Raw genomic sequence first — 21,089 nt, forward strand, 5'->3', positions numbered from 1 at the left:
GCAGGAGGTCAATGCTGATCCGTCGCCTGCTATCCGTTTAGCCTCCAGCGTTCAGCGCTCTTGCCGCACTTTTCCCTTATCATCACCGCCATGCTCAAAGATCCCTTCCAACGCCTCAACCTCGACCGCGAAGTGCTGACTGTCAGCCAGCTCAACGGTCGCGCGCGGCTCCTGCTCGAAGACGTGTTCGCCCAGGTCTGGGTCGAAGGTGAGATCTCCAACCTGGCCAAGCCGGCATCCGGGCACATCTATTTCACGCTCAAGGACAAAAACGCCCAGGTGCGCTGCGCACTGTTCAGGCAGAACGCCCAGCGCGTGCGCCAGGCCTTACGCGACGGCCTCGCAGTAAAGGTGCGCGGGCGTGTTTCGCTGTTCGAGGGTCGCGGCGACTACCAACTGATCCTCGACAATGTCGAGCCGGCTGGCGACGGCTCGCTGCGCCTGGCTTTCGAAGCGCTGAAAGAGAAGCTCAGCGCCGAGGGCCTGTTCGATGCCGCCGGCAAACGCGTCCTGCCCGTTCATCCACGGCGCATCGGCATCGTCAGTTCGCCTACCGGTGCAGTGATCCGCGACATCATTTCAGTGTTTCGCCGCCGTGCGCCGCATGTCGCGCTGACCTTGGTGCCGACGCCGGTCCAGGGCCGCGAAGCGACCGCACAGATCGTCCGCGCTCTGGAACTGGCCGATCGTGGCGGGTTCGATGGGCTGATTCTGGCGCGGGGCGGCGGCTCACTGGAAGATCTCTGGTGCTTCAACGAAGAAGCGGTCGCGCGCGCCGTTGCCGCCTGTGACACACCAATCGTCTGTGCCGTCGGCCATGAGACCGATGTATCGATCGCCGATTTCGTCGCCGACGTTCGGGCGCCGACCCCGTCCGCCGCAGCCGAACTCCTGGCCCCGAGCAGCGCCGACATGCGTCAGCGCCTCGACGGCCTGCGCCAGCGATTGTTGCTACGCATACGCGACCGACTGCACCGCGACAGCTCGCGCCTCGAAGGCCTCACGCGGCGCCTGCGCCATCCCGGCGAGCGATTGCAGCAGCAGGCGCAGCGCATCGACGACCTGGAGCAACGCTTGCTGCGCGGTATCGATCGTCGACTCCGCGCCGGACAAGAACGCCTCGCCCGGCTAGAGACTCGCCTTGCCGGCCAGCACCCAGGCCGCAACCTGAACCTGCTGCGCCAACGCCTCGATCATCTGTCCAGCAGGCTGCCGCGCGCCATGCAGGACAGATTAAAAGGCCATCGCTTCCAGCTTCAGAGTCTGGCGCAGACACTGACTGTGGTCAGCCCGCTGGCAACCCTGTCACGTGGCTACAGCATTCTGCTCGACGAGCGCGGCCAGGCAGTTCGCCGTGCCGACCAGACCCAGCCTGGCCAGCGCCTGAAGGCGCGACTAGGAGACGGCGAGCTGGATGTGCGCGTCGAAGACAATCACCAGACGCCAGTCACCTTGTCATTGCTGGACTGACCCACCCCTTACTCAGGATTCCCATGCGCTTCGCCCTTGCCCTGCTCCTCTGCCTGACACTCCCCGCCCATGCCGAAGGCTTTCTCACTCGCCTGTTGAACAAACCTGTGCCAGGTGGCGTCGCCGTGATCGACCTGGGCAACGATGCCAACGCGCCGAGGGCGCGCTACGACGGCAAGCCCGTGCTGGTGGTTCGCGAGGACGATCAACGCTGGATCGCCATTGTCGGGATTCCGCTAACGGTGAAAGCCGGCCAGCAGTCGCTGGATATCGATGGTCAATCCAGCAGCTTCCGTGTGGCGCCGCGTACCTATCGCGAACAGCGCATCACCCTGAAGAACAAGCGGCAGGTCAATCCCAACCCCGACGACCTCAAGCGTATCCAGCGCGAGCTGGACGAGCAGACCCAGGCCTACCGGCAATTCAGCCCGCGCCAACCCAGCAATCTGCTGTTCGACAAGCCGGTCAACGGCCCGCTGTCCTCGCCGTTCGGGTTGCGCCGCTTCTTCAACGGTGAAGAGCGCAACTCGCATTCGGGTCTGGACTTCGCCGCGAAGGCCGGCACGCCGATCAAAGCTCCGGCAGCAGGTAAAGTGATCCTGACCGGCAACTACTTTTTCAACGGCAACACCGTATTCGTCGACCACGGCCAGGGACTAATCAGCATGTTCTGCCACCTCTCGCAGATCGGCGTAAAGGTAGGCGATGAACTCTCACGCGGCGCCGTGCTGGGCAAAGTCGGCTCCAGCGGCCGGGCCACCGGACCGCACCTACACTGGAACGTCAGCCTCAACGATGCCCGGGTCGATCCGTCGATCTTCATCGGTGCGTTCAAGCCCTGACTGCAAATTTTCAAGGAAATGACATGCTCATCAATGTTAAGGAATCCACCCTCCTCATCATCGACATCCAGGAACGTCTGTTTCCCGCCATCGAAGGTCACACCACATTGGCCGAACACAGCGCCTGGCTGATGCAGATCGCCCAGCGCGTCGGCGTACCGGTGCTGATTACCGAGCAGTACAGCAAGGGGCTGGGTCCGACGATCGCCTCGCTGCGCGACGGCATGGCCGACGACGTAATCATCGAAAAACTGCACTTCTCTGCGGCGCGCGATGGCGAGCTGTTCAAGCGCCCCGGTGGCGAACGCAAGCAATTCGTTGTCAGCGGTATCGAAACCCATATCTGCGTGCTGCAAACCGTGCTCGACCTGCTGGCTCGCAGTAACCAGGTTTTCGTGGTCGACGAAGCCGTCGGCTCGCGGCGCGCCAGCGACAAGGCGCTCGGTCTGGCACGCATGCAGCAGGCCGGGGCTCGTATCGTTTCGCGAGAGATGGTCGCCTTCGAGTGGATGGAGCAGGCCGGGACCGAGCTGTTTCGCAGCATCAGCCGCGAGTTCATCCGCTGATATGAGCCTGTTCTCTATGGCCGTCCATGGCCTGATGCCAACTAACCGTGAGCGTGCACATGCAGGATGAATTAAACGTCTGGCTGGCATGGCTGAGCGAACATGCGGAGCTGCAGACGCTGGTCGCCAGCGCAGCGCTAATATTCGCCGCCTGGCTCGCCAACTGGGTGGTCAAACGGATTCTTGTCCGGGGACTGTACAAGGTACTGCGCAGCACACGGGAAACCGAGCTGCAGGATTTCGGCATTATCCGCCGACTGTCCAACATCGTACCGGCGCTGGTGCTGTCGATTGGTGTGAACGCCGTTCCCGGCTTGCCAGAGGCGGCCGTCACGGTCGTGCGCAATGTCTGCGGTGGCTTCATCGTACTCACCATCGCCCTCGCTCTGGGCGCGCTGCTGGACATCATCAACATGATGTACCAGCGCCGGGCCGATGCGCATGTGCACCCCATCAAGGGCTATCTGCAGGTGGTCAAGATCGTGCTGTACGCGGTCGCCACCATCTTGATCATCGCCACCTTGATCGACCGTTCGCCGCTGATCCTGCTATCCGGTCTCGGCGCCATGGCTGCGGTCCTGATGTTGATATTCCAGGACACCATTCTGTCGCTGGTGGCCAGCGTACAGATCACCTCCAACGACCTGATCCGTGTCGGCGACTGGGTGGAAATGCCGCAGCTGAACGTCGACGGCGATGTCATCGACATCGCGCTACATACGGTAAAAGTGCAGAACTGGGACAAGACCATCAGCAACATCCCGACCAAGCGCTTTATCAGCGATTCGTTCAAGAACTGGCGCGGCATGCAGGAAAGCGGTGGCAGGCGGGTCAAGCGCAGCCTGTTTCTTGACCAGCAAAGCGTCCACTTCCTCAATGACGAGGAATGCGAGCATCTGCACCGATTCAACCTGCTCGCTGACTACCTCACCGAGAAGCGCCGCGATATTGATGCGTGGAACGCCAACCTCAAAGAGCGTGGCAAGGAGCCGGTGAATACGCGGCGCATCACCAATATCGGCAGTTTCAGAGCCTACGTGGAGCGCTACCTGCGAAGTCATAGTGGGATTCACCAGGGCATGACCCTGATAGTGCGCCAGCTAAGCCCGACCGCTGACGGATTGCCACTGGAAATCTACTGTTTCACCAACACCGTGGCCTGGACGCAGTACGAAGCGATCCAGTCGGACATTTTCGACCACCTGCTGGCGATCCTGCCGGAATTCGGTCTGCGGGTATTCCAGCATCCGAGCGGTGGCGATATGCGGGAGTGGCGTGATTCACTGCGCCAGCCGGGCCCGCCGGCATTGCAGCAACCGGAAGGACATCCGGCTGAGGAAAGACGTTAATCGTAGGTTGGCGCTGAGGCACGAAGCCGCCGAAACCGCCTTGAGCGCTGCCCATGCGTCATCCCTGACGCCAGCGCCGCGAGCCGCACCAACAGGCCCCGCGCCTCAGCGCCAACCTACGTCCGGAGCGGGAATTGCTCCCGCCCCTGTCAGCGATGAATCAGAAGCTCATGTCGACCCGCGCCCAGTACGTGCGACCGGGCTCGTTGATGCGCTCGTCGGCCGACAGGCCGATACCCGCATTGCCGGCCTGGTTGAGGTGCTCGCTGTAAGCTTTGTCGAACAGGTTGTCGATGCCCGTGCTGAGCTTGAAGTTCTGATTCACGCGGTAGGCGCCGTTGAGCGAGAACACGCCGAAGCCCGAGCTTTCGTCGAAATCCTTGCTGGTCACGTTACCCTTGCCTTCCGCCACGCGATTCTGCGCTGCCACTACACGCCAGAGGCCGGCCGCACTCCAGTCACCCTGCTCGTAGGTCAGGCCCAGGCGCCCTTCGAGCGGTGGCATCTGTGGCAGCGCCTCGCCATCGGAGCTGTTCTTGCCCCAGGCGTAGGCCAGGCTGGCATCGCTTTTCCAGTTGGGGTTCAGGCGATAGCTGGCTCCCAACTCGCCACCGGCGATACGGCCATCGATGTTTTCGGCGCTCGAACTGGACATGCCCATCATGCTGGTCTGGTAGCTGAACAGGATGTAGTCACGTACCTGCCCAACATAAGCCGACGCCCAGGCCTCCAGCGGCCCCTGGCTGTACTGCATGCCGAAATCCAGCTGCGTAGTCTTTTCCGGTTGCACGTTGGCGAAGGCATCGGCACCGCCCGAGAACAGTTCCCAGTAATCGGGGAAACGCTGGGTATGGCCAAGGCCGATATAGGCCGTTGCGGGAAGCGATTGTAGATCATGCTCGTAGCGCAGGAAGCCGCTAGAGAGGTTGTCGCTGCGGCTGTCGCCTGCCGACGCGCCGGTGCTGCGGTAATCCTTCGCAGCGGCATGATCCAGGCGTGCGCCGCCGATCACCCGGCTGTTGTCATCCAGGTCGCGGGTCAGCTCGCCGAACAGGCCATAGTTGTGGAAGTCGGCGTCCTTGGTCCAGGCGAAGCGATCATGCTCGGTGAGTGTGCCGGTCATCATGTTGAAGCTGGAGTTGCGCTTGCGGTGCTCGTTGCGTTGCGCATCCACACCCGCCACCAGCTCGTAATCGCTCCATTGCCAAGTTGCCGCCAGACGTCCACCCAGCGTACGTCGATCGACGTTGCTGGCCATGGGGTTGGCCATCATGCCCATGCCCGAGGGCGTACGCAGGCTGTAGTTGTCCATCACGTGATCGGCGTAGTTGTAGTAGACCCGCGCCTCGATCTTCTGCAGCACCTCACCGATATTGTCCTGCTCGAAGCGCAGGGCAATGCTCTCGCGCTCGAACTGGCTACCGTCCATGCCGCGCCCGGCGTAGCGGGCTTCGCCGTCGCCGCGACCGACTGTCAGCTCCAACAGCGTGTCTTCGTCCGGCGTCCAGCCGAGGACCAGATCAGTGCTCCACTTGTCCCAGCGCGAATGCACGTCGTCGCCGTTGCCGTCCTGGTAGTCATCGGAATCGGAGCGATTGGCCAGCAGGCGGATATAACCCTGTTCGCCACCGGCGGCGGCATCGATATTACGGTCGAAGCGACCATCGGAGCCGACCAGAAAACTGGCATCGACTCGCCCGCCCAATTCGCTGAAATCCTCTGGATCACGCTCGAAGAGGATGGTCGCAGCCGAGTTACCCGGCCCCCAGAGCACCGTCTGGGGGCCCTTGATCACGGTCAGTGCATCGTAGTTTTCCGGGGTGATGTAGGAGCTCGGCGAGTCCATGCGACTTGGACAGGCACCCAGCATCTCGGCACCGTTGGCCAGTAATTTTAGGCGCGAACCGAACATGCCGCGGAACACCGGATCGCTATTTGAGCCGCCGCCACGCACTGCGGAGAAACCGGGAATGGTTTGCAGGTAATCACCCGCGTCGCTGGCCGGCACCGGTTGGCGCGGAATCTTCGGATCGGTCGTGACCGTCAGCGGTGATTGCTGGGCGACGCCGGTGATGACCATCGGCGCCAGCTGCTCGGCAGAATCGGCATGGTGCACATGCTCGCTGTGGTCGACCGGCTCGGCGGCCAGCGCATTACTGGCGAACATCCCCAGCAGTGCGGCATGGGCGAACTGCCAACGCAGGCGGGATGGTTGAATCGAAAAACGCTCAGACAGGCGCACTCGCGCCGTACAGCCATGAGTAATGCTGGACATAAGAACTTCCACTTCTGCATGTGGTTAGGCCGCAATGAGGCGGCTGATTACGGTCAGCAGTGGAAATACGGTGGCGCGCGGGGATGGCCGCTGCTGCGGCGCAGCGCAGGAATCTGCGGCTGCTCAGGAAGTGAATGGAAGTAAGCCGGCGCGTGGCGCGGCAGAACCAGATCTACAGAGACGGTGAGCGGCGGATTGACCGTCAATAGCTCGCAGTAGCCGCAAAGCTCGAGGGCTGCGAGCCAAGCGGGCTCACCGCCACGCGTCTGGTCGTGATGACCGCGAGCAGCTGATTCATGCTCGGCATGGTGGTGACGCTGCCCACTGGCCTCCGCGGCCTGGACGGCGGAGTACAACGGACCGACATGGATCATCAGCATGGCGAACAGGCCAAGCCAGATGCTTAATGTCGAAAGCCGTTTGCGTGCCACCGGAGTGTCCTTCGTGACCTGAGCTTATGGGGTAGCGGAATGATCGCACAGCCGTTTCGCCTCGGCCGCTGCGACATGAGGCCGCAACGGACCTGAGCAAGCAAGCGTGGCTTTTTACGGGCAAACCAGCACAGATCACCAGAAATCCTTAAGCGCAGCAATAAACCACCAATCTTCTGCAAAGCCTTGCAAGTTAGAACCAATAAGCAATAGCTTTGCACCATAACCAATGCCCGACGTGGGCAAATAAGTTTCTCGTTCAAGGATTGCCTGGGGATACAAGATGACCATGCTCAAGAACCCGTCGAAAAAATACCGCGCCTTTCCGGCCATCGACATTCCGGACCGCACCTGGCCGTCCAAGATCATCACCGAGGCGCCGATCTGGCTGAGTTCCGATCTGCGCGACGGCAACCAGTCACTGATCGAGCCGATGGACGCGGCGAAGAAGATGCGCTTCTTCAAAACGCTGGTTCAGGTTGGCTTGAAAGAGATCGAAGTGGGCTTTCCGTCTGCTTCCCAGACCGACTTCGACTTCGTCCGCGAGCTGATCGAAGGCGGCCACATCCCCGATGACGTGACCATTCAGGTACTGACCCAAGCGCGCGAAGACCTGATCACCCGCACCTTCGAGTCCCTGAAGGGTGCCAAGCAGGCCATCGTCCATTACTACAACGCCACCGCTCCGAGCTTCCGTCGCATCGTCTTCAATCAGGATAAAGCCGGTGTGGTAGGCATCGCTGTCAGCGCCGCGCAGGTCGTCAAACGCCTGGCGGACGCGGCACCGGAAACCGATTGGCGCTTCGAGTACTCGCCAGAGGTGTTCAGCTCCACCGAGACCGATTTCGCCGTTGAGGTATGCAACGCCGTGATCGAAGTGTTCCAACCGACGCCCGCACAGAAGCTGATTCTCAACCTGCCTGCCACCATCGAAGCGGCAACGCCGAATATCTACGCCGACCAGATTGAGTATTTCGCTCGCAAAATCAACAAGCGCGACAGCGTATTGATCAGTCTGCACACCCATAACGACCGCGGCACGGGCGTTGCCGCCACAGAGCTGGGTCTGATGGCCGGCGCTGATCGCGTCGAGGGCTGTCTGTTCGGCAATGGTGAGCGCACCGGCAACGTCGATTTGGTAACCGTAGCGCTGAACATGTACAGCCAGGGTGTCGACCCACAGCTGGACTTTTCCGACATCGACGCCGTGCGCAAGGTGGTCGAGGAATGCAACCAGTTACCGGTGCACCCGCGTCATCCCTATGTCGGCGATCTGGTCCACACGGCCTTCTCCGGTTCGCACCAGGATGCGATTCGCAAGGGTTTCGCCCAGCAGGATCCGAACGGTGTCTGGGAAGTGCCCTACCTGCCGATCGACCCGGCGGACATCGGCCGCAGCTACGAGGCGGTAATCCGCGTCAACAGCCAGTCCGGCAAGGGTGGCATCGCCTATCTGCTGGAGCAGGAGTACGGCATCAGCCTGCCACGGCGCATGCAGATCGAATTCAGCCAGGTGGTGCAGAAAGAGACCGATCGCCTGGGCCTGGAGATGAGCGCTAAGCAAATCTACGCACTGCTCGAGGCCGAGTATTTGCAGGCGAGCGCGCCCTACACGCTCAAGAGCCATCGTCTGCAAGAAGAAAACGGCACCAGTGCGCTGGACGTGGAAGTCGCTAGCGACGGTGAAACCACGCACTGGCGCGGCATCGGCAAGGGCCCGCTGGAGGCGCTGGTTGCCGGCCTGCCGGTCAAGCTGGAGATCATGGATTATCACGAGCACTCGATCGGCGCCGGCAGCAATGCCAAAGCCGCGGCGTATATCGAGGTACGCCTGGATGGCGAGCGGCCGCTGCATGGCATCGGCATTGACGAGAACATCACTACCGCCAGCATCCGCGCCCTGTTCAGCGCACTGAACCGCGCAGTGTCCATGGCCGAGGCGAAAGCAGCCTGAATTCAACTGGCGAGCCCCGCAGGGCTCGCCAGTGGCACTTTCAGAAGCTGAAAAGATCTGCTCAATCGATATGCAGCGGCAACTCGCTGAAACCACCGGCCGGATAGCACGCGCGGACTGGGGGCTGATCAGGCAGCAGGGCGATGTGGCGCGTCTGCGTCAGCAGCTCCTCCATCACGATACGCAGCTCCATGCGCGCCAGCGGTGCACCCGGGCACACGTGAATGCCCGCACCATAGAGCAGATTCAGCGAAGGATCATGGTCCAGGCGAAACGCATCGGGATCGCCGAATACCTGCTCGTCGCGATTAGCCGAAGCCCAGAGCAAGGTCAGCCGTTCCCCTGCCTCGATCCTGCGCCCGCCCAGTTCCACCGCACGGGTAGTGGTCCGGCGATTGGCGATCAGCGGCGCGTCAATACGCAGGATCTCATCGATGGCCGCTGGCAGCAGCGACAAGTCTTCGCGTAGCTGTCGCTGCAGTTCCGGCCGCGCGGCCAGGTAATGCGTGACGATGCCTACGCTGGCCGAGATGGTTCCCAGCTCGCCCACCGTCCAGTTGCGCAAGATGCTGACAATTTCTTCATCGCTCAGGGGGCGTCCCTCGACCTGCTCGTTGAGCAGGCGATCCGTGGGGTCCTCGCCTGGCATGCCGCCCTCGGCGCGACGCGTTTCGAGAATGCCCCTAATGTAGCCGTCGAACTCGAGCGCGACTTCGGCTTTCGCGGCATGGAGACCTGCCAAGGTCGCCTTGTGGTTTTTGCCGGTCCATTGGCGCAGGGGTTCGTGCAGGTCGGTCGACCAGCCCATGAACGCGCACTGGATGCGCAGTGCGAAATCCTGGGCAAAACCGTTGATCAGCTCAACCTCACCGGCCTTCGGCAGCGAGGCGGCCAACTCGTGTGCAATCGCCCGGCAGCGAGGCTCGAAAGCCTGCATGTGCTGGGGCGCGAAATACGGTTCGATCAGCCGACGAAACGACGTGTGCTCTGGCGGGTCCATTCCATTGGGCACCGAGGGATAGCTGGACACCGCACTGCTGAAGGTCTCATGGTCCAGCAAAACTTGCATGACGTCGGCGTGGCGCAGCACCGACCATTGCAGGTACTCGCTGTGTGCCACGGGACAACGCGCCCGTAGCGCATCATAGGCAGCGATTTGGTCAGCCAGTACATCAGCGGATCGTGGATCCCAATCCGACTTCGGTTCTTCGCTCATTTGGTTTCCTCGTTTACCGGGGTGCCGAAATTCGGCAACCTTTTTTGGTCTCATGGCCTGTACGGTTGGTTGATCAACTCACGTTCGGACGACTGAGGTGCTGAGACAAGGCGCTGCGACGAGTCATAGCTGGCTATGGTGAGGAGCAGCAACGCAGTATCAGGGCCTCAGCGCCGAAATGGACTTATTGAACCCTACACAGGCCACCAGACTTTGCCCTCTGCTTCCCCTAACGGAGACACAAACATGATAGATGCCCAAGGCTATGCCGCCCTTGATCCCACGACGCCACTTGCTCCGTTCAGCTTTCAACGCCGTGCGCTGGGCGAGCATGACGTGCAGATCGAAGTCCTGTACTGCGGGGTCTGCCACTCCGACCTGCACACCGCCCGCAACGAGTGGAACAATACGCTCTATCCATCCGTTCCCGGCCACGAGATCGTTGGCCGCGTCGTAGCTGTAGGCTCGGCAGTCAGCAGTTTCAAGCTCGATGACATCGCTGGTGTCGGCTGCCTGGTGGGCAGCTGCCAGAGCTGCTCTTCTTGCAGCGAGGGCCTCGAGCAATACTGCGAGAACGGTTTTGTCGGCACCTACAACGGTCCCGCGTTCGGTGGTGGCGAGAACACCTTTGGTGGCTACTCGGACACCATCGTAGTGGACCAGAAATTCGTTCTGCGCATCTCCCATACCGAAGCCAACCTGGCTGCCGTCGCACCGCTGCTGTGCGCCGGTATCACGACGTACTCACCACTGCGCCAATGGAAAGTTGGCCCAGGCCAGAAAGTGGGCGTGGTCGGCCTCGGCGGCCTTGGTCATATGGCTGTCAAAATAGCTAACGCCATGGGCGCGCATGTGGTGCTTTTCACCACCTCGCCGGATAAAAAGGAAGACGCTCTACGCCTTGGCGCCAGCGAAGTCGTGGTCTCGAAGAACAAGGACGAGATGGCCGCGCACTTGAACAGCTTCGACTTCATCCTCAACACCGTCGCAGCCCCGCACAACCTTGACGCGTTTCTGTCGTTGCTCAAGCGCGACGCGACTATGACGCTGGTGGGCGCTCCCGCTTCGCCGCACCCCTCGCCCAGCGTATTCGGGCTGATCTTCAAGCGCCGCCGCCTGGCCGGCTCGTTGATCGGGGGCATTGCCGAGACCCAGGAAATGCTCGATTTCTGCGCTGAGCACAGCATCGTTTCGGACATCGAGATGATCGATATCCAGAACATCAACGAAGCCTATGAGCGCATGCTCAAGAGCGACGTGAAGTACCGCTTCGTGATCGATATGGCCTCGCTCAAGTCCGCTTGACGCTCCGCTACTGGCGCGCCAATCCGGACGCGCCAGTTACTTCCACACTGGACGCCATAGCCTGGCGAGCCGGGTCTTCCTTCTTTGCAGATGAACCGCTAAGGTCGCGGGCCTTCTGCTGAGGAGCCGGCATGCGCAACCTGATTTTCGTCACGCTACTCTGGGCGTTTTCCTTCAACCTGATCGGCGCCTACCTGGCCGGCCAGGTGGACAGCTATTTCGCCGTGCTCACGCGCGTCGTTCTCGCCGGCCTGGTTTTCCTTCCGTTCACCCGCTGGCGCGGCGTCGCGCCGGGCTTCATTGCGGGCGTGACCCTGGTCGGCGCGCTGCAATTCGGGGTGACCTACCTGTGCCTGTACCTGAGCTTCAACGTCTTGACCGTGGCCGAGGTGCTGCTGTTCACGGTATTGACGCCGCTGCACGTGACGCTGATCGACGACGCGCTGAATCGCCGCTTCAACCCCTGGGCGTTAGTGGCTGCTGCAGTTGCCGTGTTCGGCGCCGGTCTGATCCGCTATGACGGCGTATCCGGTGACTTTCTTGGCGGCTTTCTGCTGATGCAGCTGGCCAACTTCACCTTCGCTGCCGGGCAGGTGGGCTACAAGCATCTGGCCCAGCGTTATCCCTCAGCTATCCCGCTGCATCGACGCTTCGGCTATTTCTTCCTAGGGGCGTTGATCATAGTACTGCCGGCCTGGCTGTTGTTCGGCGACGCCGACAAGCTGCCGACAACGACCAGCCAGTGGGGTGTATTGCTATGGATGGGAATACTGGCCACCGCTCTGGGTCAGTTCTGCTGGAATAAGGGTGCCACTCAGGTGGATGCCGGAACCTTGGCCGTCATGAACAACATGGCGGTCCCGGTGGGGCTGGTACTCAATTTGCTGTTCTGGGGCACGGCAACCAACCTGCTGTTGCTCGCCATCGGCGGGCTGATCATTCTCGCCTCGCTATGGATCAATCGACTGGGCCGACGAACGGCCATCTAACTCGTTGTTTTTCATATATTTTCTGTTTTACACACCGGTAAGATTGCGGCGCCCCGCATGGATGCATTTCTCAGTCAGTCGTCGAGATATCCATGCGCCGTTTCAGCCTGCTCCTGCTCGTCCTGTTTTTCGTTCCAGTCGCTCATGCCGAGGCGCCGCGCACCTTTCGCGAAGCGAAGAAGCTGGCCAGGCATATCTACGCCGAACGGCCGGTGGATTTCTATTGCGGCTGCGCCTTCAAGGGCAAGCGAATCGATCTCGCCAGTTGCGGTTACATCCCGCGTAAACAGCCCAAGCGTGCCGCCCGCGTGGAATGGGAGCACATCGTTCCGGCCTGGGTGATTGGTCACCAACGTCAATGCTGGCAACAGGGCGGGCGCAAATACTGCACTTCGAACGATCCGGTATTCAGCAAGGCCGAAGCCGACCTGCATAACCTCGTCCCGGTCGTGGGTGAGGTCAACGGCGACCGCAGCAACTATGGCTTTGGCATGCTCAGCGAGAAACCAAGCCAGTACGGCGCCTGCCCCTTCGTGGTGAACTTCAAACAACGCACCGCCATGCCTCCGGAATACAGCCGGGGCGCCATCGCTCGAACCTATCTGTACATGAGCGAACGCTATGGGCTGCGCCTGTCAAAGCAGGATCGCCGCCTCTACGCTATCTGGAATCGCCAGCACCCGGTCAACGAATGGGAGCAATGGCGTAACCGCAGCATTGCCTGCGTGCAAGGCAATGCGAACCGCTACGTGGGGCCGGTGGACCTCAACCGCTGCGCCAAATCGATTGCTCGTTCGGCTGCAATCCGCCCTGAGCGGAGCTGAGGGAATCAGCCAACAGCGAGCCCCCGCCGGAAGGCCTGATCCGGTAAACCGAGGCCTCGCTCGCGATATTGCATGTAGCCACTCGAGCACGGCATGCTGAGGCCTCCTACTGCGATCACGACAATTCACTATGCAGGACAAGACGCTCTACGCAACCCTCAGCCTGGTGGTTATGTTGGCTCTGCTCGCCTCAGGCATCGCCCCGTACGACCGCGCAACCTGGCTGCTGGAAGTCGCGCCGGTGTTGATCGCCATCCCTGTCCTGCTGCTCAGCTATCGGCATTTCCCGCTTACCCGTCTGCTTTACGCAGTGATTGCAATCCATGCGCTGATATTGATTCTCGGCGGCACCTACACCTACGCCCGGGTACCGCCAGGGTTCTGGGTGCAGGAGTGGTTCGATCTCAGCCGAAACCCGTACGACAAGCTTGGCCATTTCATACAGGGCGTAACGCCTGCACTGCTCGCACGGGAAGTCCTGCTACGCCGCCACATGGTTGTGCCGGGAAAAATGCTGGGGTTTCTCGCGCTCTGCATTGCCCTGGCATTCAGCGCCTTCTATGAGCTGATCGAATGGTGGGTAGCGCTGATTGCTGGGCAAGGCGCGGAAGATTTCCTCGGCACTCAAGGCGACCCCTGGGATACTCAGTCAGACATGCTTATGGCGCTGCTCGGCGCTCTGCTTTCAGTCACCGGGCTGGCAGGTCTTCAGGACCGGCAGATTGCCCGGCGAGCGAAGCCCGGCGCAGCAGGATAATCGTCATGCTCTATCGCTTCGCCGCTGACGCCGTGCTGCTTCTGCATCTGGGCTTTATCGTCTTCGTGCTGCTGGGTGGGCTGCTGGTGGCCTGGAAGCGCCACCTACTGTGGCTGCATCTACCGGCGGTGGTCTGGGGCGTTTTCGTCGAGCTGACTGGGCGTCTGTGCCCGCTTACGCATTGGGAGAACCGGCTGCAGCATCTGGCGGGTGGTGCCGGCTACAACACCAGCTTCGTTGAGCAGTATCTGCTGCCGGTGATCTATCCGAGCTGGCTGAGCGTGCCGACGCAATACCTGTTGGCCGCCATCGTGGTGCTCGCTAATCTGCTGACCTATGGCTGGCTGGTGTGGCGCTGGCGGCGCACGGCAGCGCCGCCAAGCTGACACGCAGCGAGTTAGAACTTCAGTTCGAATTCATCGCCGTCGTGATACGCCGGGAACTTGCTGCGGAAGGCGGCCAGGTCTCGGGCGCGCAAGGTGGTTCGGAATACACCGGCGGCCTCGCCCGCCTCCAGCAGCGGATCACCCAGGTAATCCAGCACCTGGCTGTCGCCGCTGTAGGGGTAGCCCTTGCCGTCTTCGCCGACTCGATTCACCGCCGCGACATAGCAGATGTTCTCAATGGCGCGTGCCGGCAGCAGGCGATTCCAGGCATTACGTCGCGCAGCGGGCCAATTGGCCGTGTAAAGCAGCAGGTCGGTGTCGTGGGGGTCGCGGCTCCAGACCGGGAAGCGCAAGTCGTAGCAGATCAGCGGGCGCACATGCCAACCGTTCAGCTCGAACAGCGCCTGCTGCTCGCCTGCCGTGTAGTGCTTGTGCTCACCGGCCATGCGGAACAGATGACGCTTGTCGTAGTGGGAAATCTCGCCGTTCGGCCGTGCCCAAAGCAGGCGGTTGCGGTGACTGCCATCCGCCGCCTCGATGATCACGCTGCCGGTGATCACCGCGTTCATGCGCGCTGCTTGCTCGCGCAGCCAGCTATAGGTCGGGCCCTCTTCGGGTTCAGCCAGTTCCGATGAGTTCATCGAAAAGGCCGTGGTGAACATCTCCGGCAATACGATGAGATCGGCCCCACGGGCTTGGTCGAGCAAGTCAACGAAGCGCTCGCGGTTGCTGGTAGCGTCCTGCCAGACGAGGCTGGTCTGGATCAGGGCCAGCTCGAGGTCCGGCAAATCGTTCAGATCGCGCATAGTCGTTCTGCTGCTTGGCGCAGCGTCTCCTCTCGTTTGGCGAAGCAGAAGCGGACCAGCCGCGATTCTGCAGGAGGCGTTTGATAGAACACCGAAATCGGAATACTTGCGACACCGTGCTCGCGGGTGAGCCATTCGGCCATGGCGACGTCATCGAGATCCGGTCGAATTGCCGAATAGTCGGCGAGCTGGAAATAGGTGCCCGCCGCACGGGTAAAGCTGAAACGCGAGCCGGCCAGCAGATCGCAGAACAGATCGCGCTTGGCTTGATAGAACGCGGGCAACTCGCTCAGATGCTCTGGATGCGCCGCCATGAAATCGGCAAGCGCCCACTGCAATGGCGTAACGCCTGTGAAGCTGACGTATTGATGGACCTTGCGCAGCTCACTGCTGAGCGCGGCAGGCGCGACCACATACCCTGTCTTCCAGCCGGTGACGTGGTAGGTCTTGCCGAAGGAGCTGACGACGAAGGCACGCTGATACAGCTCGTCGTGGCGCAGTACGCTGGCATGCTGCCGGCCGTCAAAAACGAGATGCTCGTAGACCTCGTCGCTCAGCAGGTAGATATCCCTGTCGCGGATCAGCTCGGCCAGGCGATCCAGATCTGCTGCATCGATCAGTGCCCCGCTGGGATTGTGCGGCGTGTTCAGCACGATCATTCGGGTGCGGGGCGTAAGCGCATCGGCCAGTTTCTGCCAATCGATGGCGAAGCTCGGCAGGCTCAGCGCCTGATGGACACAGACCCCGCCGGCGAGCTCCACAGCAGGCTCGTAACTGTCGTAGCAGGGATCGAAGACAATCACTTCATCGCCGGGGCGAATGACCGCGTGGATCGCACAAAAGATGCCCTGGGTCGCCCCGGGGGTAATAGTGACTTCGGCGTCAGCGCTGACTTGGCGACCATAGAGCGATGCGACTTTGACCGCCACTTGCTCGCGCAACGCCGGCAAGCCGGTCATCGGCGCGTACTGGTTATGCCCGGCCATGACATGACGCGCCACGGCTTCACGCAGCGCATCAGGGCCGTCGAAATCCGGGAAGCCCTGGGACAGGTTCAGCGCACTGGTTTCAGCCGCCAGCTGAGACATGGTGGTGAAAATGGTGGTGCCGACATTGGGCAGTTTGCTGGAGATCATGAGTTCGCTCGGCGCTGGAAGTTGGAAGCACAAGCCGCAAGTATGAACACTTCCAGCTCACGGCTTCCAACTTGAGGCTATCGTTTGTCGCGACGCTTTTTCTCGGCCTTCTTGTGGTGGGACATAAGCCGGCGCTTCTTGTTGACCTGGCGGTCGGTCAGGGTGTTCTTCTTGCCCTCGAAAGGGTTTTCGCCACCCTTGTACTCGATACGAATGGGCGTACCGACCAGCTTCAGAACGCGCCGGTAGGTATTCTCCAGATAACGCGTATAGGACTTGGGGATCGAGTCGACCTGGTTGCCGTGAATCACGATCAATGGCGGGTTGGCGCCACCCAGGTGCGCATAGCGCAACTTGATTCGGCGACTGGCGACCATCGGCGGCGCATGCTCGCGTACGGCGTCTTCTAGGATCTGCGTCAGGCGGCTGGTAGGCCAGCGGGTAACGGCCGAGGTGAACGAAGCCTGCACCGACTTGTACAGGTTGCCGACGCCGGTACCATGCTTGGCGGATATAAAATGGATGTCAGCAAACTCGACAAAGAACAACCGGCGCTCCAGCTCGGTCTTCACATAATCGCGCTCGCTCGGCTCCATGCCGTCCCATTTATTCAGCGCAATAACCAGCGCTCTGCCGCTTTCCAGCACGAAGCCAAGCAGATTTAGATCGTGTTCGACCACGCCTTCGCGGGCATCCATGACGAAAATGACCACGTTCGAGTCCTGGATCGCCTGCAGCGTCTTGACCACCGAGAACTTTTCTACCGCCTCGAAAATCTTGCCACGGCGACGCACACCAGCCGTATCGATCAGCGTGTACTTTTCATCGTCACGTTCGAACGGGATGTAGATGCTGTCGCGGGTTGTGCCGGCCTGGTCATAGACAATGACCCGCTCTTCGCCAAGCATGCGGTTGACCAACGTGGACTTGCCCACGTTAGGCCTACCGATGATCGCGATCTTGATGCCATCCTTTTCGCTCGGCCCAGGAATGCGTTTGAGTTCCTCGCCATCAGCGACCGCTTCGCCTTCTTCACCCTCGTTTTCAGCAACCTCGGCGTTGTCCTTGGGAAACACACCAAGTGCCTGCTCCAGCATGTAGCTGATACCGCGGCCATGAGCGGCGGCGATCGGCAGGGCATCACCGAGGCCCAGCGGACTGAACTCAGCGCGGGCTATATCGGGATCAATGCTGTCGACCTTGTTCGCCACTAAAAAGTGGCGCTTGTTCATTTTGCGCAAATGCTCGGCGATCATCTGATCGCCAGGCGTCATGCCAGCACGCGCATCAACCATGAACATGACTGCATCAGCCTCTTGCATGGCTTGCAGAGATTGCTCGGCCATCTTGGCATCGATGCCCTCTTCATCGCCGGTCAAACCACCAGTGTCGATGACGATGTAAGTGCGGCCCTGCCATTTGGCCTCGCCATACTGGCGATCACGAGTCAGACCGGCATATTCCGCAACAATGGCGTCACGGCTCTTGGTCAGACGGTTAAACAGGGTAGATTTGCCAACGTTCGGGCGACCCACCAGGGCGATTACGGGAACCATGCGGCTCTCCACTGCGATATTTCAGAAAACACGAAGGCCGCTGCAAGGCAGCGGCCAGATAATTATTGCTCCGCCTGGGCGGAACAGCGTGCGCGACGTGAAGCTGTCAGTCGGCCTGGCGAATGGTCAGCGCGACAAGCTTTCCGTCGTTACCGTAGGCATACAGCCAGTCGCCTTCGACCACGGGTCGGGCTCGCACTCCGTCACTGTCGATACGGGTGCGTGCAACGAAACGCCCATCGACCTGGCTGAGGAAGTGTAGATACCCCTCCTTGTCACCCACTACGACATAGCTGGAAAAAACCTCCGGAGCGGACAGCTGCCGACGCAGCAGTGAATCATTACTCCACAGCACGGTTGTCGATCGCTCATCGATGCCTAGAACCGTACCGTCGGCCTGGCTCACGTAAACGCTGCCATACCCCTTCGCTAGGCCGGTCGCCGTCGATGCATCACGCTGCCAGAGAATTCGACCACTCTCCAGATCCAACGCTGCGGCGCGGCCCTGGAAAGACGCGACATACAGGGTCCCACCTGAAAGCAGCAGACCGCCGTCGATATCGACGACGCGCTCGAGTTCGGAACGACCTTGCGGCACGGCGATCCGCTGCTCCCAGATTGGCAACCCGCGGCGGGTGTCCAACGCCACGACCTTGCCGCTGGACAGGCCGGCAATCGCCAGCTCGTTAGTCAGCAGCGGTGAACCCGTACCGCGCAGAGTCAGAACGGCTGGCGAACTTTCGTAGCTCCAACGCTGTGCGCCGGTGTCAATTTCAAGCGCGATGACACGGTCATCCTGCGTCTGGACAACAACCACGTCACCATTCACTGCGGGCGCGGCAAGCACCTCGCTACTGACCTGGCTGCGCCAGCGCTCTTCGCCTGTGGAGACATCCAAGGCCAGCACTTCGCCACGCAGGGTACCGACCAGAACCAGGCCATAGCCAGCGCCTACGGCACCCGAAATCGGCACTTCCAGGTCGTTCTTCCAGTTGACCTTGCCGGTCGAACGGTCCATCGCAACGACCAACCCTTCGACATCGGCGGCAAATATCTCGTTACCGTAGACGACGGGGGCCAGTAGGTTATAGGTCTCGCCCTGGCCTTCGCCGATGGAACGGCTCCATTGTTCTTTCAGCTGAATTTCAGCCTCAAACTTGACCAGCTCGGCGGGTTCGGGGTCTTTCTTGTCATTGCTGCTGCAACCCGCCGCCAGAACGGCCAGGGTCAGCAATGCTGCAGTTTTCCAACGCATCAATTCACGCCTCTCCACGAGCCAGATCGTCAAGTTTCAGCTGTAAGCCGCCAATTGCGGCGTCCTGAGACAGCAGTTCTTTTGCTTTGGAATAGGCGGCGTGGGCTTCTTCGGGACGCTCCAGCTGAACCAGCAGATCGCCCCGCAACTCCTCACGACTGGCGGCAAATGCTTCGACAGCCTCGCCTTGCAGTAGCGCTAGCCCTTCTTCTGCCTTGTCCTGCGCTGCCAGAACACGGGCCAAACGCTGACGAGCCAGCTCTTCCAGGGTCTTGTCAGCAGGCTTGTCCAGCACGGCCTGGAGTTCGGTGGCAGCTTCGTCGAGACGGCCAGACTCTACCGCGACCTTGGCGACGAAAAGACTGCCGTACTGAGCGTAATGAGAACCGGCAAACTCTTTCTGCAGCAGATTGCCCAGGCGCGAGACTTCGCCAGTATCTGCTCCGCCTTCTTCCAACGCGGCGTTCAGCAACTGCTGATAGACCGTCGAGGCGTTCTGCGCCTGATTGAGTTGATGCTTCTGCCAGAACTGCCAGCCGAACACCAGCGCCAGAGCAAGCGCGCCCCCCAACAGCAATGGCTTGCCGTTCTGCTGCCACCACTCCTTGATTTGCGCCAGCTGTTCTTCTTCGGTACCCGAGGTCACACTGTCACTCCTTAAATTCGCTGAAATCAGACCCGTCCGCTCACGCTAGACAGGCAGCCAGACGCTCGGGTAGAGCATCCCAGGCAATGCTTTGCTGTTCGCTGTCGTCGCGCAGCGGCTTGCAACCTACCACGCGCCCGGCCAGTTCGTCGTCACCCAGAATCAGCGCAAAACGGGCACCGCTCTTGTCAGCCTTCTTGAACTGACTCTTGAAGCTCCCGCCGCCCGCGTTGACCAGCAGGCGCAGGCCGGGTAACGCATCCCGCAACCGCTCCGCCAGGCCCAGCGCCGCAAGCTCAGCCGCTTCGCCAAAAGCACAGATGAATGCATGCGCCGGCTGGTTGAGTTCGCTTGGCACCAATTCTAGCGTTTCGAGTAGCAGTACCAGACGTTCAACGCCCATGGCGAAGCCGACACCCGGCGTCGGCTTGCCGCCAAACTGACTGACCAGCCCGTCATACCGACCACCCGCGCACACAGTACCTTGCGAGCCCAGTTTGTCGGTCACCCACTCGAACACGGTACGGCCGTAGTAATCGAGGCCACGGACCAGCTTTGGATTGATCTGATAGTCGATTCCCGCTGCTTCGAGCCGAGCCTTGAGGCCGTCGAAATGGGCGCGCGATTCGTCGTCCAGGTAGTCATGCAAGCTAGGCGCATCGGCCAGCAGCACCTGGGTCTGGGCATTTTTGCTATCGAGAATGCGCAGAGGGTTACTGGTTAGGCGGCGCTGACTGTCTTGGTCGAGCTGATCGAAATGCTGCTGAAGATAGGCCACCAACGCATCGCGATAGGTCGCGCGCGCTTCGCTGGAGCCGAGGCTGTTCAGCTGCAGGGTGACCGCATCGGACATTCCGAGCTGCTTCCACAGCCGGGCCGTCAGCACGATAAGCTCGGCATCGACATCCGGCCCCGGCTGATTGAAAACTTCTACCCCAATCTGATGGAACTGGCGATAGCGGCCTTTCTGCGGCTTCTCGTAACGAAACATGGGACCGGCATACCAGAGCTTCTGCACCTGGCCGCCGCCGGTCATACCATGTTCGAGCACTGCACGCACGCAACCGGCAGTACCCTCGGGACGCAGCGTCAGGGATTCCTCGTTACGATCGAGAAAAGTGTACATCTCCTTGTCGACCACATCGGTTCCCTCGCCGATTCCGCGGGCGAACAGATCGGTAAACTCGAGGATCGGCAGACGGATTTCGTTGTAACCGTAGCTATCGAGCAGCTGTGCGAAGGTCGTTTCGAGGTAGCGCCAGACCGGCGTCTGGGCCGGCAGAATATCGTTCATGCCACGAATGGCTTGCAGGGACTTGCTCAATT

The 21,089-nt window shown here is 60.9% G+C and carries 19 protein-coding genes; 10 read left to right on the top strand and 9 right to left on the bottom strand.

What is annotated here, in order from left to right; genetic code table 11:
* The first annotated feature begins 90 nt into the window (after positions 1–90).
* From xseA to BUE09_RS15920, 4 genes are read left to right on the top strand one after another with little or no spacing between them, the layout of a single operon-like run.
* Positions 91–1,470 (top strand): exodeoxyribonuclease VII large subunit, encoded by a 1,380-nt coding sequence (gene xseA / locus BUE09_RS15905; RefSeq protein ID WP_073302649.1) that lies wholly within the window; start codon positions 91–93, stop codon positions 1,468–1,470.
* A 23-nt stretch (positions 1,471–1,493) separates the two neighbouring features.
* Complete coding sequence (locus BUE09_RS15910; protein WP_073302281.1) at positions 1,494–2,312, top strand: M23 family metallopeptidase; 819 nt, start codon at positions 1,494–1,496, stop codon at positions 2,310–2,312.
* A 23-nt stretch (positions 2,313–2,335) separates the two neighbouring features.
* Positions 2,336–2,878: a hydrolase gene (locus BUE09_RS15915; protein WP_073302283.1), complete on the top strand. Its 543-nt coding sequence runs from the start codon at positions 2,336–2,338 to the stop codon at positions 2,876–2,878.
* Positions 2,879–2,937: 59 nt separating this feature from the next.
* Positions 2,938–4,227 carry a mechanosensitive ion channel family protein gene (locus BUE09_RS15920; protein ID WP_073302285.1) on the top strand — a complete coding sequence of 430 codons (1,290 nt, stop codon included), beginning with the start codon at positions 2,938–2,940 and terminating at the stop codon, positions 4,225–4,227.
* Positions 4,228–4,387: 160 nt separating this feature from the next.
* On the opposite strand, the gene BUE09_RS15925 is transcribed toward BUE09_RS15920, so the two are convergent.
* Together BUE09_RS15925 and BUE09_RS15930 are read right to left on the bottom strand one after the other, a co-directional pair.
* Positions 4,388–6,502, bottom strand: coding sequence for a TonB-dependent copper receptor (locus BUE09_RS15925; protein WP_073302287.1), 2,115 nt, complete (start codon positions 6,500–6,502; stop codon positions 4,388–4,390).
* A gap of 53 nt (positions 6,503–6,555) precedes the next feature.
* On the bottom strand, positions 6,556–6,933 hold the full coding sequence (locus BUE09_RS15930; RefSeq protein ID WP_073302289.1) for a DUF2946 domain-containing protein: 378 nt from the start codon (positions 6,931–6,933) through the stop codon (positions 6,556–6,558).
* A 283-nt stretch (positions 6,934–7,216) separates the two neighbouring features.
* Here BUE09_RS15930 and leuA point away from each other — a divergent pair, with 283 nt between their 5' ends.
* On the top strand, positions 7,217–8,887 hold the full coding sequence (gene leuA, locus BUE09_RS15935; protein ID WP_073302291.1) for a 2-isopropylmalate synthase: 1,671 nt from the start codon (positions 7,217–7,219) through the stop codon (positions 8,885–8,887).
* 61 nt (positions 8,888–8,948) lie between these two features.
* Here leuA and BUE09_RS15940 read toward each other — a convergent pair whose 3' ends face one another.
* Positions 8,949–10,103 (bottom strand): cytochrome P450, encoded by a 1,155-nt coding sequence (locus BUE09_RS15940; protein WP_073302293.1) that lies wholly within the window; start codon positions 10,101–10,103, stop codon positions 8,949–8,951.
* Between the two features lie 246 nt (positions 10,104–10,349).
* On the opposite strand from BUE09_RS15940, the gene BUE09_RS15945 reads away from it, so the two are divergent.
* The 5 genes from BUE09_RS15945 (at position 10,350) to BUE09_RS15965 (ending at position 14,364) form a co-directional block, all read left to right on the top strand.
* Positions 10,350–11,408 (top strand): NAD(P)-dependent alcohol dehydrogenase, encoded by a 1,059-nt coding sequence (locus tag BUE09_RS15945; RefSeq protein ID WP_073302295.1) that lies wholly within the window; start codon positions 10,350–10,352, stop codon positions 11,406–11,408.
* A gap of 131 nt (positions 11,409–11,539) precedes the next feature.
* A complete protein-coding gene (locus BUE09_RS15950) occupies positions 11,540–12,397 on the top strand; it encodes a carboxylate/amino acid/amine transporter (protein ID WP_073302298.1) in 858 nt (285 codons plus the stop codon).
* Positions 12,398–12,489: 92 nt separating this feature from the next.
* Entirely contained in the window at positions 12,490–13,221 is a 732-nt protein-coding gene (locus tag BUE09_RS15955) for an endonuclease (protein WP_073302300.1), read from the top strand.
* Between the two features lie 130 nt (positions 13,222–13,351).
* A complete protein-coding gene (locus BUE09_RS15960) occupies positions 13,352–13,978 on the top strand; it encodes a DUF2238 domain-containing protein (protein ID WP_073302301.1) in 627 nt (208 codons plus the stop codon).
* Between the two features lie 5 nt (positions 13,979–13,983).
* Positions 13,984–14,364, top strand: a complete 381-nt coding sequence (locus BUE09_RS15965) for a DUF2784 domain-containing protein (RefSeq protein ID WP_073302303.1) — start codon at positions 13,984–13,986, stop codon at positions 14,362–14,364.
* Between the two features lie 11 nt (positions 14,365–14,375).
* On the opposite strand, the gene BUE09_RS15970 is transcribed toward BUE09_RS15965, so the two are convergent.
* The 6 genes from BUE09_RS15970 to hisS all read right to left on the bottom strand — a co-directional run bounded on the left by BUE09_RS15970 (position 14,376) and on the right by hisS (position 21,087).
* Positions 14,376–15,170, bottom strand: coding sequence for an amidohydrolase (locus tag BUE09_RS15970; protein ID WP_073302305.1), 795 nt, complete (start codon positions 15,168–15,170; stop codon positions 14,376–14,378).
* Entirely contained in the window at positions 15,158–16,306 is a 1,149-nt protein-coding gene (locus BUE09_RS15975) for a pyridoxal phosphate-dependent aminotransferase (RefSeq protein WP_073302307.1), read from the bottom strand. Before BUE09_RS15975 ends, BUE09_RS15970 begins: the two co-directional genes overlap by 13 nt.
* 77 nt (positions 16,307–16,383) lie before the next feature.
* On the bottom strand, positions 16,384–17,862 hold the full coding sequence (gene der, locus BUE09_RS15980; RefSeq protein WP_073302309.1) for a ribosome biogenesis GTPase Der: 1,479 nt from the start codon (positions 17,860–17,862) through the stop codon (positions 16,384–16,386).
* 106 nt (positions 17,863–17,968) lie between these two features.
* Positions 17,969–19,117 (bottom strand): outer membrane protein assembly factor BamB, encoded by a 1,149-nt coding sequence (bamB, locus tag BUE09_RS15985; protein WP_073302651.1) that lies wholly within the window; start codon positions 19,115–19,117, stop codon positions 17,969–17,971.
* Between the two features lie 4 nt (positions 19,118–19,121).
* Entirely contained in the window at positions 19,122–19,763 is a 642-nt protein-coding gene (locus BUE09_RS15990) for a YfgM family protein (protein ID WP_073302312.1), read from the bottom strand.
* A gap of 40 nt (positions 19,764–19,803) precedes the next feature.
* Positions 19,804–21,087: a histidine--tRNA ligase gene (hisS, locus tag BUE09_RS15995; protein WP_073302314.1), complete on the bottom strand. Its 1,284-nt coding sequence runs from the start codon at positions 21,085–21,087 to the stop codon at positions 19,804–19,806.
* Between the last annotated feature and the right edge of the window lie 2 nt (positions 21,088–21,089).

The organism is Stutzerimonas xanthomarina DSM 18231 (assembly GCF_900129835.1).
GTDB lineage: Bacteria > Pseudomonadota > Gammaproteobacteria > Pseudomonadales > Pseudomonadaceae > Stutzerimonas > Stutzerimonas xanthomarina.

What these genes read in the sequence shown, in the direction of transcription:
- BUE09_RS15915 (WP_073302283.1), top strand. Translation starts at nt 2,336, where the DNA reads ATGCTCATCAATGTTAAGGAATCCACCCTCCTCATCATCGACATCCAG.
- BUE09_RS15940 (WP_073302293.1), bottom strand. Translation starts at nt 10,103, where the DNA reads ATGAGCGAAGAACCGAAGTCGGATTGGGATCCACGATCCGCTGATGTA.
- BUE09_RS15910 (WP_073302281.1), top strand. Translation starts at nt 1,494, where the DNA reads ATGCGCTTCGCCCTTGCCCTGCTCCTCTGCCTGACACTCCCCGCCCAT.
- bamB (WP_073302651.1), bottom strand. Translation starts at nt 19,117, where the DNA reads ATGCGTTGGAAAACTGCAGCATTGCTGACCCTGGCCGTTCTGGCGGCG.
- BUE09_RS15965 (WP_073302303.1), top strand. Translation starts at nt 13,984, where the DNA reads ATGCTCTATCGCTTCGCCGCTGACGCCGTGCTGCTTCTGCATCTGGGC.
- BUE09_RS15970 (WP_073302305.1), bottom strand. Translation starts at nt 15,170, where the DNA reads ATGCGCGATCTGAACGATTTGCCGGACCTCGAGCTGGCCCTGATCCAG.
- BUE09_RS15950 (WP_073302298.1), top strand. Translation starts at nt 11,540, where the DNA reads ATGCGCAACCTGATTTTCGTCACGCTACTCTGGGCGTTTTCCTTCAAC.
- BUE09_RS15960 (WP_073302301.1), top strand. Translation starts at nt 13,352, where the DNA reads ATGCAGGACAAGACGCTCTACGCAACCCTCAGCCTGGTGGTTATGTTG.
- der (WP_073302309.1), bottom strand. Translation starts at nt 17,862, where the DNA reads ATGGTTCCCGTAATCGCCCTGGTGGGTCGCCCGAACGTTGGCAAATCT.
- BUE09_RS15945 (WP_073302295.1), top strand. Translation starts at nt 10,350, where the DNA reads ATGATAGATGCCCAAGGCTATGCCGCCCTTGATCCCACGACGCCACTT.
- BUE09_RS15925 (WP_073302287.1), bottom strand. Translation starts at nt 6,502, where the DNA reads ATGTCCAGCATTACTCATGGCTGTACGGCGCGAGTGCGCCTGTCTGAG.
- BUE09_RS15920 (WP_073302285.1), top strand. Translation starts at nt 2,938, where the DNA reads ATGCAGGATGAATTAAACGTCTGGCTGGCATGGCTGAGCGAACATGCG.
- BUE09_RS15955 (WP_073302300.1), top strand. Translation starts at nt 12,490, where the DNA reads ATGCGCCGTTTCAGCCTGCTCCTGCTCGTCCTGTTTTTCGTTCCAGTC.
- xseA (WP_073302649.1), top strand. Translation starts at nt 91, where the DNA reads ATGCTCAAAGATCCCTTCCAACGCCTCAACCTCGACCGCGAAGTGCTG.
- BUE09_RS15975 (WP_073302307.1), bottom strand. Translation starts at nt 16,306, where the DNA reads ATGATCTCCAGCAAACTGCCCAATGTCGGCACCACCATTTTCACCACC.
- leuA (WP_073302291.1), top strand. Translation starts at nt 7,217, where the DNA reads ATGACCATGCTCAAGAACCCGTCGAAAAAATACCGCGCCTTTCCGGCC.